At 32.4% G+C, this 13685-nt stretch carries 16 protein-coding genes; 7 read left to right on the top strand and 9 right to left on the bottom strand.

Annotated elements, in window-relative coordinates:
- Positions 1-220 precede the first annotated feature (220 nt).
- Together RT99_RS10340 and RT99_RS10335 are read left to right on the top strand one after the other, a co-directional pair.
- A complete protein-coding gene (locus RT99_RS10340; protein WP_042564673.1) occupies positions 221-973 on the top strand; it encodes a glucose 1-dehydrogenase in 753 nt (250 codons plus the stop codon).
- Positions 974-1044: 71 nt separating this feature from the next.
- A complete protein-coding gene (locus tag RT99_RS10335; RefSeq protein ID WP_042564672.1) occupies positions 1045-1626 on the top strand; it encodes a TetR/AcrR family transcriptional regulator in 582 nt (193 codons plus the stop codon).
- A gap of 80 nt (positions 1627-1706) precedes the next feature.
- On the opposite strand, the gene RT99_RS10330 is transcribed toward RT99_RS10335, so the two are convergent.
- From RT99_RS10330 to RT99_RS10290, 9 genes are all read right to left on the bottom strand, one after another.
- Positions 1707-1943: a hypothetical protein gene (locus RT99_RS10330; RefSeq protein ID WP_042564671.1), complete on the bottom strand. Its 237-nt coding sequence runs from the start codon at positions 1941-1943 to the stop codon at positions 1707-1709.
- Between the two features lie 124 nt (positions 1944-2067).
- Positions 2068-3126 carry a nucleoid-associated protein gene (locus tag RT99_RS10325; protein WP_026984812.1) on the bottom strand — a complete coding sequence of 353 codons (1059 nt, stop codon included), beginning with the start codon at positions 3124-3126 and terminating at the stop codon, positions 2068-2070.
- Between the two features lie 44 nt (positions 3127-3170).
- Positions 3171-3530, bottom strand: coding sequence for a four helix bundle protein (locus tag RT99_RS10320; protein WP_042564670.1), 360 nt, complete (start codon positions 3528-3530; stop codon positions 3171-3173).
- Positions 3531-3621: 91 nt separating this feature from the next.
- Positions 3622-4161: a hypothetical protein gene (locus RT99_RS10315; RefSeq protein WP_042564669.1), complete on the bottom strand. Its 540-nt coding sequence runs from the start codon at positions 4159-4161 to the stop codon at positions 3622-3624.
- Between the two features lie 181 nt (positions 4162-4342).
- Positions 4343-4942, bottom strand: coding sequence for an HPP family protein (locus RT99_RS10310; RefSeq protein WP_042564668.1), 600 nt, complete (start codon positions 4940-4942; stop codon positions 4343-4345).
- 92 nt (positions 4943-5034) lie between these two features.
- On the bottom strand, positions 5035-6315 hold the full coding sequence (locus RT99_RS10305; protein ID WP_042564667.1) for a chloride channel protein: 1281 nt from the start codon (positions 6313-6315) through the stop codon (positions 5035-5037).
- Between the two features lie 264 nt (positions 6316-6579).
- A complete protein-coding gene (locus tag RT99_RS10300) occupies positions 6580-6969 on the bottom strand; it encodes a VOC family protein (protein WP_042564666.1) in 390 nt (129 codons plus the stop codon).
- Positions 6969-7544 carry a sugar O-acetyltransferase gene (locus tag RT99_RS10295; protein WP_042564698.1) on the bottom strand — a complete coding sequence of 192 codons (576 nt, stop codon included), beginning with the start codon at positions 7542-7544 and terminating at the stop codon, positions 6969-6971. The genes RT99_RS10300 and RT99_RS10295 overlap by 1 nt, the downstream gene beginning before the upstream one ends.
- A 320-nt stretch (positions 7545-7864) precedes the next feature.
- On the bottom strand, positions 7865-8323 hold the full coding sequence (locus tag RT99_RS10290; protein ID WP_042564665.1) for a DinB family protein: 459 nt from the start codon (positions 8321-8323) through the stop codon (positions 7865-7867).
- A gap of 138 nt (positions 8324-8461) precedes the next feature.
- Between RT99_RS10290 and RT99_RS10285 the strand changes: the two genes are divergently transcribed.
- The 5 genes from RT99_RS10285 to RT99_RS10265 all read left to right on the top strand — a co-directional run bounded on the left by RT99_RS10285 (position 8462) and on the right by RT99_RS10265 (position 13684).
- The gene (locus RT99_RS10285) at positions 8462-10627 is read left to right on the top strand and encodes a TonB-dependent receptor (protein ID WP_042564664.1); all 2166 of its coding nucleotides are present in this window, start codon (positions 8462-8464) and stop codon (positions 10625-10627) included.
- Between the two features lie 264 nt (positions 10628-10891).
- Positions 10892-11299 carry a DUF2141 domain-containing protein gene (locus RT99_RS10280; RefSeq protein WP_117614809.1) on the top strand — a complete coding sequence of 136 codons (408 nt, stop codon included), beginning with the start codon at positions 10892-10894 and terminating at the stop codon, positions 11297-11299.
- Positions 11300-11346: 47 nt separating this feature from the next.
- Positions 11347-11970 (top strand): hypothetical protein, encoded by a 624-nt coding sequence (locus RT99_RS10275; protein ID WP_042564663.1) that lies wholly within the window; start codon positions 11347-11349, stop codon positions 11968-11970.
- A 17-nt stretch (positions 11971-11987) separates the two neighbouring features.
- Positions 11988-13355, top strand: a complete 1368-nt coding sequence (locus tag RT99_RS10270; RefSeq protein WP_042564662.1) for a histidine kinase — start codon at positions 11988-11990, stop codon at positions 13353-13355.
- A 2-nt stretch (positions 13356-13357) separates the two neighbouring features.
- Positions 13358-13684, top strand: coding sequence for a 2TM domain-containing protein (locus RT99_RS10265; RefSeq protein WP_042564661.1), 327 nt, complete (start codon positions 13358-13360; stop codon positions 13682-13684).
- The last annotated feature ends 1 nt before the right edge of the window (position 13685 follow it).

The raw sequence follows: 13685 nt of genomic DNA, 5'->3' as shown, positions 1-13685 counted from the left end.
TTATTTAAGCTACAAAATTAAGCATAAATTAAGAATGTTTGACATTTTACGATTTCTTTCGTTTATAACAACATAGAGGGAATGCCTTAAAAATGGGAGCTTTTAAAAACAGTAAATTATTTTAACTAAATATTAACATTAATTATAACGGAACGATCGTTCCGTTATAATATCTTTGTACCATAATAATTGAATAATCAATAATTTAAAAACAAATAAAATGAAAAATTTAGAAAACAAAGTAGCTATTGTAACAGGTGGAAATAGTGGAATAGGGTATGCAGCAGCAGCAGAATTAGTTGCTAAAGGTGCAAAAGTAATTATAACAGGAAGAAACAAAGAAGCTTTGGCAAAAGCCGAAACAGAATTGAACGTAACCGGAATCGTTTCAGACCAATCAGATTTAAAATCAATTGATAGTTTGGTTGAGCAAGTAAAAGCACAATTCGGAAAAGTTGACATCTTATTTTTAAATGCAGGAATTGCTTCTTTTGCTCCGGTAGAATCAGCTTCAGAAGAACATTATGACAGTATTATGAATGTAAATGTAAAAGGAGTTTATTTTACAGTTCAAAAAGTATTGCCAATTTTAAACGATGGTGGTTCTATTATCTTTAATACTTCAATCAATGCACATGTTGGTATGCCAAACTCAAGCGTTTACGCATCAAGCAAGGCTGCAGTTTTATCTTTAAACAAAGTTTTTGCTACAGAATTGGCGCCAAGAAAAATCAGGGTAAATGCTGTTTCTCCTGGTCCTGTTGAAACTCCGCTTTACGGAAAATTAGGTTTACAAAAAGAAGAAGTAGAAGGTTTTGGAGCTATTTTGGGAGAAAAAATTCTATTGAAACGTTTTGGACAATCTTCAGAAATTGCAAAGACGGTTGGTTTCCTTGCCTCAGATGATGCTTCATTCATTACAGGAACAGAAATTGTTGTTGATGGCGGACTTACTGTAAACGCTGTTGTATAATTTTTTTGACTAATTCAGGAACGATTGTTCCGTATTTTTGTATCTTTGCAAAGTAATTTAATTTTGAAGTTATGGCTAGAACAAAAGAATTTAACGAAGATCAGGCTTTAGACAAAGCGATCGAGATTTTTTGGCACAAAGGTTACAACGGAACTTCGGCTCAGGATTTGGTAACGCATTTAGGGTTAAGCCGTTCTAGTTTGTATGATACTTTTGGAGACAAGCAGAAATTATTTGCTCAATCGTTACTGCGTTATCAAAAACAGTCACAAGATCAGGTTATTAAACTTTTGGATGAATCTGAAAATGTAAAAGAGACATTGCATGATATTTTTAAACAAGCAATTATCGAAAGCTTAGAAGATCGAATTACAAAAGGCTGTTTCATGGTTAATTCTTCTGTAGAACTTGCCATGCACGATGAAGAGATTGGAAAAATCGTAAAAAACAACAGTCAGACAATGGAAGAAGTTTTTACGAAAGCAGTTCAAAAAGGACAAGCTGCCGGACATATTTCCAAAGCTACTGATGCGAGGGTTTTATCCCGATTTATTTTTAATAATTACTCTGGAATCAGAGTTCTCGCCAGAACCGGCGAAAGAGATAAGCAAGTTTATGACGATATTGTAAAAGCATTATTTTCTATATTATAATTTAGAAAACTGGCAATCAAAAAACGGCAATTACTAATGTAGTTGCCGTTTTTTGTTTTAATTGACAGAAAATAAAATAATTATCTGTTTCCGTCCAATAGTTTCATTTCATCTATAATAGAAAGAATTGCTAATTGTTCTTTTTCGTTTAATTTTTCAGTATATAAAAGAGTAATTAAAATAGTATAAGAATCTTCTAAATTTGAATTTCCCTCAAGTTTAAGATTATGTGGATTTTGATATTTTTCCAGCAATGTTTTTGCAGTTTCAAAAGCACGTTCTTCTAATGTAAGTTCTGTTTTTTTTAAAGCTGCCATTTTTGGGTGTAAGTGAGATAGAATATCAAATCTAGTAATTTATAAACATATAAATAAAAAACGGCAATTACTGAATGTAGTTGCCGTTTTTTGTTTTAAGTAAGTAATAGAAAATGAATGACTCTTAGCTTTTTTCTTCTTTATTGAAATAAACTAAGTAGTAATACATCTGTTTTTCTTCATCCCAGCCTTTTTCAACAAATTTTTCTGCGCTTTCAGGGTTGATAAAATCCATTTTAATCTGAATATGGGTATCCAGATTAATAACGTTTTTAATCGATTTTCTGGCGTCTGAAACTGCTGCGTTTGCAATAGGGAATGAGGTTACATCTTCGATGCTGTATTTTTCTCCTTTATCAACTTTATAGTTTTTGAATTCAGGAATTAAGTCAGGATTGTCTAATACTTCATTTAGGAAATTTTGTTCTTCAAACTGATCATTTTTAGCGAAATAATTCACAGATCTGTTCATAAACATTACTTCTTCTTTTTTGTCTTCTGCCGGTAAAACAACATCTTTTGCGAAGTTCTGGCAGAATTTTAAGTATTTTTTAGTGATGAAGTTCTCATCTTCAAAAGCATCAACTGATAAAAAGTGCTCTAACCAATAACGCGCATCATAACGGTTACTATCTACAGTTAGAATTTTATATCCTTCTTCTTTTTTATAATTAAAAATCAAACATCCTTTATCAAGTTTGCTCAGGTTGATTCCTTGCTGCAAAATCATTTCAAGATTGCTGTCTTTTTCTTCAAACTGTAAAAAGTCGGCCTGTAACTCACTTTTAAAAATTCCGATAGCATCAACAACGTTATTGTCGATACTTAAATTTGTTAAATACGTTACATAAACTTCTCCGTTTTTAATATGCGGATGGTTTGATTGCTCGAATAAATGCGTCGTGATTTTTTTTGAAATTTCCTGTAAGTTACCAGGATTAGTAAAAATCTCAGTTGCATATTTAAACATGTCATTGTAATCCAAATCGACTTCGTGCGCAAACTGATAATAGTTTTCTTCTTTCTCTCTAAAAGGTTTAAAAAAGTACTCTTTTATCAAAGGCACAATTTCATCATTTAAATTAAATGGCTGTTCCGATAAAAAAATAGCTTCGTTTCTGCTTTTGTTCCCTACGCGGTGTATCGCAAGCGTCTCGATGTGGGTGTTGAATAGGTTGATCATATTTTGAGTTACTGAGATTCTAAGTCTCTGAGATTCTAAGTTTTCTAAATAGTGTCTTTTAATTTTCTAATTAAAGACGCTAACATTCTTTCGATCTCGCGACTATCCTCATATAAATTGTTAAATTCTTCTTCTTTTATATAAATAATATTTTTTGCAATTTCAAGCTGGGTTTGCATTTCAAATATAGAACCCAGAGAAATATATAAAAATCGCAAAAAATCTTTAGTGCTTTCTCTACCAGATCCTTCTGCAATATTACTTGGGATAGATATAGAACTTCTACGTATTTGAGAAGTTAATCCAAACATTTCTTCTTTTGGAAAAGTGTTTGTTGCTTTATAAATTTTGGTAACCAAGGAAATTGATTTCTGCCAAACTAAGATTTTTCTAAAATGACTCATTTTTTATTTTTAAATTATTTTTTAAAAATAAGAAAATTCCCTCAGTAAAAAAACTTAGAATCTTAGAGACTTAGTATCTCAGAAACTTAGGTTAATTCCAATTCTCCTCAAATCCATAATCTTCAAAGCTGTCATCGCCTTCGAACATGTCAAGATCGTCTTCGTCAAGATCATCTTCAAATTCTCCGTAGATATCGTCGTGCATATCGGCTTCGAAAGTTTTTTCGGTGGCTTCGTCCGGCATTTCTCCGTGAGAGAATAAGGTTTCAGGATAAGTAGCTCCGGCAATTTGATCTTCGATCGCAGCCAATTCAACTAAGAAAGTCCACATGCTGATGAAATCATACACGTAAATAATTTTAGTGTTTTCCTTGTCCAAAATACTAGATAATGGATAATCGCCCATAGTTCGTTGTTCGCCGGGAATGTCGCCGGTATCAAAAAGCGGAATTTCATCTTCCTGATTCCAGGTTTCATCACAAGTATAAAATGAAGCAACTTCAGTTCCGTCAAAACCGAAAGCGTTGAAGATCGCATTGTGTAAATCCTCAAGTGTATCGTCTTCAAGAATTGCAATGTCTCTAAAAATGTCTTCTTCGGCGTCTAGAATTACTCTAAATTTATAAACCATAATCTTTGTATTTTTTGAAAAGTCAAAGGTAAAATATAAAAAATGAAATACGAATCACGAATTGCGATTTGTTGAAAAGATTTTTCTCCGATCCTGCAAGGTTTTCAAAACCTTGTAGGTTTCAATCGCAATCGTAGTTATACCTACAAGGTTTTGAAAACCTTGCAGGAGAGAAAAACTACTATTTCCCAACCAGGCGCTTTCTAATCTTATGATAACGTTTATGATAAGAACTATGACTTGGGTAGCTTCTGCTTGATGTCATATTATTAAAAACCAAAGCTGTTAAAAGCAAAATCAAAACGCCGACTAATACTGGAGAAAAAACATATTCGTAACCCAAAGCTTTTATTTTGTCTGAACCAATAATTGCGATAAGAGCCGTTGCGCCGCCGGGAGGATGAAGTGTTTTGGTAATTTGCATTAAAATAATTGCCAGCGAAACGGCGAGGGGAGCAGCAATCCAGATAATGTCCGGTGCCAGTTTGTGCACTGTAACGCCAATAAAGGCAGAAACAAGATGTCCGCCAACTAGATTTCGAGGCTGTGAAAACGGACTTTGAATGATTCCGTAAACCAAAACGCTCGAAGCTCCAAAAGAACCAATTAAATAAACAGCATCATTTCCGGAAAAATGAATCGACTGAACATAAGCCAGAATTCCAATCCCGACAAATGATCCGATAAAAGACCAAAAGTGTTCTTTAAAATCGATTAAAGTTTCTTTATAAAGAATATAGCGTGTTTTGCGATAGCTCCTTTTTATTTTTTGGGTGGGCATTTTGTGGTATTATTTTGTTTTTTTGCCACAGATTAAATGATTTCAAAGATTAATTATCTGTGGCAATTAATTAATCTGTGGCAATATTTTTTTTACTTTATTAAACTTGGCGAATAAGAGTAAACTGTATACGGATAAATCATTTTTGCAGTGTATTTTGAAATTAAACAAACTACAAGAATCGGTAAAAATAAAGTATAATCATTTGTTAGTCCGCAAACTAAAAATATGGCTGTAAATGGCGCGTGTATACTGGCGCTTAAAACAGCTGCCATTCCGATAATCATGAAATTAACCGGAATTACATTTACATGGAAAAAAGTATTTAAAATCGAAGACAGTAATAATCCTAAAAAAGCGCCAATAAAAAGACTCGGAGCAAAAACACCGCCGTCGCCTCCGGAAGCCAGAGTTATAGAAGTTACGATAGGTTTTAAAAGCAAAATTCCAACAAAAGTAAAAGCCAGAGTTAAGGTTAAAGGAAGTTGTGATGAACTGCCGAAAATTCCTTTTATAGCGTGATATCCTTCTCCGTATAATTGCGGAAAAATAAAAAGAGAAACACTTAATACTACAGATCCTATAATGATTTTATAATAATGTGTATCGATTTTGCCAAATTGAGATTTAAAAAATAATACACAACGTGTTAGATAAACAGAATTCATTCCGGCTAAAATTCCCAAAAGGATAAAATAGGGAATCGCTCTTAAATGCCAGGTCGTAATAGAAACTGCAAATAAAGGTTCTTCTTTTAAAATAGAAAGTAAACCAAAAGCTATTGAAACCGCAATAACATTAGAAATAATAAAAGCACGGGTTACTTTTCGTGAAATAACTTCCAAAGCAAATAAAATTCCGGCAATTGGAGAACTGAATAAAGCTGTAACTCCCGCCGCAACTCCTGCACAAATTAATTCGGTTTTGTATTGACGAAATACATTTTCTTTTTGCTGAGCAACAGAACCAATTGTAGCGGTTGCAACAACGGTAGAAACTTCGATTCCGGTTGAACCTCCAAAAATAACCGTTAATAATCCGTTTATAAAGTGGGATGGAATTTTATAAGAAGGTAAGTTTTTTGAAGTTGATTTTGTGCTTTCAAAAACTTCTTTGATTCCTTTGTTTTCTTTTTTCTTAAAAAGATATTGTCTAAGGAAATAAATTACAGACAATCCGAAAACCGGAAAAAGAATATAAAAAAGTGGATTTACTGAAACTTCATGAAAGAAGATTTCTTCGTAATATTCAGTGATTTTTTTAAGCGAAATTCCTAAAAAGGCTGAAAGAAAGCCAATTAAAATAGAAACAATAACTAATTTTCGGAACTTAATAAATTGATGATTTTTTTTGATTTGCGCCGTTTTGTTCATCAGAAGTAAATTTGTAAACCGCATTATTTTTATGCGGATTACAAAATTAGAGAATCAAATTCGTTTTTTCGTAAAAAAGAATCATTAAAATGTGTTAAAACTTTAAAAAGAAGGAAAAATCTTTCTTTATGAAAGAAGGATGCCACAAAGGCACTAAGACGCTAAGTTTTTACTGCTTGTAAAGATTTTCTAATCACTTTAATCATTAATCTTTGGTTTAAAAAAACTTTGTGTCTTAGCGTCTTAGTGGCAAAAAAATCTTAATTATCGCTCATAAAACTCAATGGGCAGCAAATCAGGATCAGCAATAAATGTAAAACGTTTTTGAGTCGTTTCATCAATTCGAATTGGTTCTGCTTCTATATTTTTTGTGTTTAAAAAAGCAACAGTTTCGTCCAGATTAATTACTTCAAAAGCCAAATGGCGTAAACCAACAGCCTCCGGTCTTGAAGGACGTTTTGGCGGATCCGGGAATGAAAATAATTCGATAATATAAGTGCCATTCAAAGCCAAATCTAATTTATAGGATTGTCGTTCTTCACGATAGATTTCTCTAATAATTGTCAGACCTAAAACTTCGTTATAAAAAGTTTTAGATTTTTGATAATCCGAGCATAAAATAGCAATGTGGTGAACTTTGTTTAAGGTAAGCATTATGTATTTGATTCAGTTTCCTGATTTAATTTTCTAATAATTTTTGCCGGATTTCCAACCGCTAGTGAGTTATCCGGAATGTCTTTTGTTACCACAGATCCAGCACCGATTACACATCCTTTTCCAATGGTAACTCCGGGACAAATAACAGAATTTCCGCCAATCCAGCAATCGTCTCCAATAGTTACCGGATAAGCATTCTCGAGTGATTTTCTCAATTCGGCGTCAAGCGGATGTGATGCCGTGTAAATTTGAACATTTGGTGCAATAAATACATTTGATCCAATATTTACTGGGGCACAATCCAAAACAACACAATTTACATTGAAATAAACGTTATCTCCACAAAAAATATTATATCCGTAATCACAGTGAAAAGGTGGTTCTATATAAAAACCTTCTCCTGAATTAGGAATCAGTTCTTTTAATATTTCTTTCGCTTTTTTGGTTACCCTGTATTCTCTTACATTCAGAGTATGCAGAAGATTTTTTGCTGTTCTGCGGCCTTTTACTAATTCCGGGTCAAAAGCGTTGTAATATTCGCCCGAGATCATTTTTTCTTTTTCTGTCATTATAAGGGTATAATATTTTAGTCTTGGCAATTTTCTGCAAAACTGCAGATGAATACTACGACGTTAATTTGGTAAAAAAGTTTTTTTTCTAAATACGATCAATTTGACATAAATCAAATCTTTTTCAGGAGCTAATCCCGCTATCCGTTTCAATCTTTTGCTCCATTTCATTACACAAAAGGATTTCCACTTCTATCGGGGCTAGGACACTCATTTTCAAAAGAATATTTTTCGTTTATTTCGTCATTTCCAGAAACGAGAAGTTTTCGCAAGAAACTCCATAAAGAAGTATCGTCTGTGTTGATTAAAATGCATATTTCTATTTAAAGAAGCTTCTTCAAAATAACAATTTGTCCCAAATGATAAACGTCATGCTGAATAATTCCATGAATATCTTCATAAAAATTATGATTGTTATTTGGATCTATTTTATCAAAACCTGCATCATCAAAATCACTCAAAAAGGCACTCCACTGTTCCTGAGATTTTGCAAGACTCTGTAAAGATTGTTCCCATGCCGGTTCCGATGAATCTAATATTGGAACAAAATAATTGTGATCCGGAGTTGTGATAATTTCTCCCTGAACACGTCTTAAAATATTTCTTCTCCATTGTATTAGATGATTGACAATTTCCCAAATCGTATTTAGATTAGGATTTACTTTTTTAATAGCCTGTGCAGCTGTAAGATCTTTTAAAGTATCTGCTAATGTGACCTCAAGCCACGGATTTCCATTATAAATGGACTGATATAAATTTGAAACTCTTTTACTTTCTGACATGATTGATAGTTTTTAAACGTGAAAGCTAAGATACGAATAAGTAATTTACAACTCATCCTCAAAAATCTACAATTGGGTTATTTATTATTTTTTTAGTAAGAATGTTAAAATACATTTGCTTCATCAAAATCAAAAACCATGACAACCAAATTACTTTTTACAATTAGCATTTTATTTTTTACAACAGTCATTTTTGCTCAAAATACCATTTCAGGAAAAGTGGTAGATGAAAAAGGAAAACCAGTTCCGGGAGCAAATATTTATATCGATGGAACTTACGATGGAGCAACAAGTTCTGAAACAGGAGAATTTTCTTTTGAAACAACTGCCGAAGGAAATCAATTTATAGTAGTGAGTTTTTTACTTTATGAAACATTCAAAAAAGAAATTGATGTTGCCAATTATAAAGATCAAACGGTAAAACTAAGAGAAAATGTAAACGCGCTTGATGCCGTTGTTATTACCGCGGGAACTTTAGAATCTGGGGATAAAGCGAGAGTTTCTGTTTTAAAACCTTTAGATATTGTAACAACTGCTGGTTCTGCAGGAAATATTATTGCGGCTTTGCAAACATTGCCTGGAACACAAACCGTGGGCGAAGACGGACGTTTATTTGTTCGTGGAGGAGAAGCAAGCGAAACGCAAACTTTTGTAGACGGACTTCGTGTAGCACAGCCCTATGGCGCAACCACAAATAATTTACCAACACGAAGCAGATTTTCTCCTTTCTTGTTTAGCGGAATCGCATTTTCTACCGGAGGATATTCTGCAGAATATGGTGAGGCTTTATCAAGTGTTTTATTGTTGAATACACAAGATGAACCGGATCAAAATAAAACAGATATTGCTTTAATGACTGTAGGTTTAGGAATTGGAAATACGCAAAAATGGAAAAAAAGTTCTTTTAGTATTAATACCAATTATATCAACTTAGCACCTTATCAGGCTGTGATTCCGCAAAATGTAGATTGGAATAATCCGTATCAATCTTTGGGTGGAGAAGCTGTATATCGTTATCATTTTGAAAGAGGTATTTTTAAATTATACGCCGCTTTTGATTCAGAGAAATTCGATTTAAATCAAAAAAATGTAAACTTCACTGATCCGATAAGAACTGATTTGAACAATAATAATTTTTATTTAAACGGTTCTTACAAAGGAGATTTTGGAACTGGCTGGCAGCTTACAACCGGAATAAGTTACGGTTACAGCAAAAACAAAATCAAATACGATATAAACGATGTCGATACTAATGAAAATGCTGCGCAATTGAAATTAAAATTAAGAAAAAATATTTCGAACTATTTTAAATTGTCTTTTGGTGCAGATTATTTTATCACAAAATTTAATGAAAATTTCAAGGATAATGTTTCAATTGATGTTGCAAACGGTTACGATTCAAATATCGCTGCTTTTTATACCGAAGGCGATATTTTATTCTCAAAAAATCTGGCAATGAAAGTCGGTGCCAGACTTTCAAACAATAGTTTATTAGACGAAACCAATATTGCACCAAGAGCTTCTATTGCTTATAAAGTTTCTAAAACGAGTCAGTTTTCATTTGCTTATGGAGATTTCTCTCAAACACCGGTTGTAGATTATATCAAATATTCAAAATACCATCAGTTTGAAAGTGAAAAAGCACAACATTATATTTTAAATTACCAGTTTACAAGACCAGGACAAACTTTTAGAGCCGAAGCTTATTATAAAGACTACAGCAATTTGGTTCAATACAATACAAGAGATATTGCTTACAATTCGGTTTTTAATAATAACGGTTCAGGTTACGCAAAAGGATTGGATTTGTTTTGGAGAGATAGTAATTTATTGAAACATTTAGAATACTGGGTATCTTATTCTTATATTGATTCTGAAAGACAATACAAGAATTTCCCAACGATGGCCACTCCAAATTTTGTTGCCAATCATAGTTTATCAATTGTAACAAAATATTTTATTACAGACTGGAAATCGCAAATAGGTTTTACAAACAGTTACAGTTCAGGTCGTCCTTATAATGATCCAAACCAAACGCAATTCATGAACGGAAAAACAAAATCATATAACAGTTTGAGTTTTAATTGGGCGTATTTATTGACAACACAAAAAATCCTGTATTTCTCAGTTTCAAATGTGTTAGGAACTCAAAACGTTTTTGGGTACGATTACGCCAAAACTCCGGACGCAAACGGAATCTATAACAGACAAGCCGTAACGCCAACCGCAGACAGATTCTTTTTCGTTGGTTTCTTTTGGACAATTAGTGATAATAAAAATGAGAATCAGTTGAAGAATTTATAAAGATGCTAAGTTTCTAAGATGCTAAGATTTTAGATATTAAGCAAAAAAACTTAGAACCTTAGCAACTTAGAATCTCAGAAACTTTAAAAAAACAATTCAGTAACCAAAATCAACAACTCAGTATTATTTAATTTTAAATGAATAATAACCAAAGTACTTTTGAAGTATAAATTAACAATCAGAGTTTTAATCATCAAAAAAAAACTTAGCAACTTAGAACCTCAGTCCCGAAGCCTCTGGATAGTAACTTAAAAAAGAAAAACCATGACCAAAATTATCGCAATCACAATGTTATTTATCTGCAGTTTTATTTCTGCTCAAAATGTAAAACTAACTGTTTCTGTTTCAGGTTTAAAAAACAACACAGGAGTTGTTAAAGTAGGTTTGTATAACTCAGAAGGTACGTTTCTAAAAACAGTATTTAAAAGCCTTTCTTCTGAAATTAAAAACGATAAAGCAGTTGTAACATTTGAAAATCTTCCGGCAGGAGAATATGCAATTTCAACGTATCACGATGAAAACAATAACGGAAAATTAGACAGAAATGCAATGGGAATACCTTCTGAAGATTATGCGGCTTCAAACAATGCTAAAGGATTTATGGGACCTCCTTCCTATAATGATGCTAAATTTGTTATCAATAAAGATTCAAAAATTGAAATTACATTATAAATAAATACTAATCAATAAATTAATATAACCATTTAATTACTTATAAAATGAAAAGAATAATCACTTTAACCGCATTATTTATAGTTGCAATAAGCACTGCACAAACACAATTTGAACAAGGAATGGGGAAAGCTTTCGGACTTTGGAAAGAAGGAAAAAATTCAGAAGCTTCTGCTATGTTTGAAAGAATTGCGTCGGCAGAAAAAACAAGCTGGTTACCCAATTATTATGTTGCAATGGTAAATACGACAGCAGCATTTAGTGAAAAAGATCCAACTAAAATTGATTTGATGCTAACAAAAGCGCAAGATGCAATTGATGTTGAAATGATAAAAGATCAAAGCAATTCAGAATTATACGTGATTCAGGCTTTACTTTATACGGCTTATGTGGTTGCTGACCCAATGACAAATGCGCCAAAATATTCTTCTAAAATTATGGAAGCTTATGCAAAAGCAAAAACCTTAAATCCAAATAACCCAAGGGCAGTTTTTGGAGAAGCTGATTACCAGTTAGGCGGAGCAAAATGGACAGGGGTTGACACAAAACCGCTATGTGCGCAAGTTGATAAAGCTATCGAACTTTTTGCTACTTTTAAACCAGAAACACCTTTTTCTCCAAAATGGGGATTAGACAGAGCTTTGGAAACCCAAAAATCTTGTAAAAAATAAATTTAAATTACTCATAAATGAAAGATCATAGGAATATAACTTATAGGGATTTAAAAAGCGGAACAATTGTTTCTTTCAAGATTTCTATGGTCTTTACAGTAATCTTTACAGCCTTTTTAGGGGTAGATTTAAATGTTAAAAACGTTCTTATTACTTTTTTTATAAGTAGTCTTTATTCTTTTGGTTTAGGTTTTGGCAACGGGTTTATCAACAGTCTTTTAGATAAAAAATGGGATTGGCTGGAGCAGACAAATCTTAGGGTTTATTACGGGATTTTGGTAACTGTTTTATATACGGTTCCGGTGGTTCTAGGAATAAACTATTACATCTTTATTGTTCTGCAAGACATGACAGTAAAAGAGTTTTTTGGAGAAAGAATGCTTTGGGTGCATCTTTTTTATATCATTCTTTCTTTAGGAGTTTCGACTTTTATGCAGGCCAGAAGCTTCATGGTAAAATGGAAACAGGCATCGAAGTTTGAAATAACACAGCAAAGAATTATTGCAGGAACGGCAAATGCGAAATTCGAAAGTTTAAAAAATCAGATAGACCCGCATTTTCTTTTTAATAGTTTAAATGTATTAAGTTCCTTGATCGAAGAAAATCCGGATAATGCACAACGTTTTACCACTTCTTTATCTAAAATTTATCGCTACGTTTTGGAGCAAAAAGATAAAGAACTGGTTTCTGTTGAAGATGAATTGTCATTTGCAAAAACCTACATGAATTTGCTGAAAATGCGTTTCGAAAATAGTTTGTTTTACGAATTGCCAGCAACAACAGATATTAATCCCGATGCAAAAGTGGTTCCGTTATCGTTACAGCTTTTACTCGAAAATACAGTAAAACACAATATTGTAAGTGAGCAGAAACCGCTGCATATCAAAATTTTTGTTGACGGAGATTATTTAGCCATTCAAAATGTTTTTCAAAAGAAAGAAGTTTTGCAGGATAGACAAGGAGTTGGTTTGCAGAATATTGTAGATCGATACGGAATTATAACCAACAGGAAGGTTTTGATAGAACAAAACAAGGAAACTTTCACCGTTAAAATTCCAATTTTAACCAAACAAATTACAGTTATGGATGCAAGTGTAGATTATAATGATGAAAATAAAGCTTATTTCAGAGCTAAAAAAAGAGTTGAAGAACTGAAAGGTTTTTACGGAAACATACTTTCATATTGTTGTGTAATTCCATTTCTGATCTTTATAAATTTAAAATTTTCACCAGGATTTCAATGGTTTTGGTTTTCGGCTTTAGGCTGGGGATTTGGAGTAGTAATGCACGCTTTTAAAGTTTTTGGTTATAGCTCTGATTGGGAAGAACGAAAAATTAGACAGATTCTGGAAAAAGAGAATAACAATCAAAAAAACTGGAAATAGTCATGGAAACAAATTCTGATATTGATCGTGAAAAATTTGATTTTCAAATCGCAAGTAAAAAAGTAATAAAACTAAAGTCATTTTATGTACATACGTTTATTTACATCACAGGATTAATTATTTTTATTTTAAAAGATTATTACGGATTTCCACTCAATTTCTTTCCGTTCAAATATCTTAATTACATTATAATGTTAATATGGACTTGTGTATTTATAATTTCAGCAGTTGATATATTTGCTTATTATAAGATTTTTGGAGAGGAATGGGAGCAAAATAAAGTCAAAAATATTTTAGATAAAAGAAAAGAAAAACAAAAATGGGAGTAAT

The organism is Flavobacterium sp. MEB061 (assembly GCF_000834715.1).
GTDB classification, from domain to species: domain Bacteria; phylum Bacteroidota; class Bacteroidia; order Flavobacteriales; family Flavobacteriaceae; genus Flavobacterium; species Flavobacterium pectinovorum.
The sequence above is the reverse complement of the archived record's forward strand: the minus strand, read 5'-3'. Positions and strand labels throughout refer to the sequence as shown.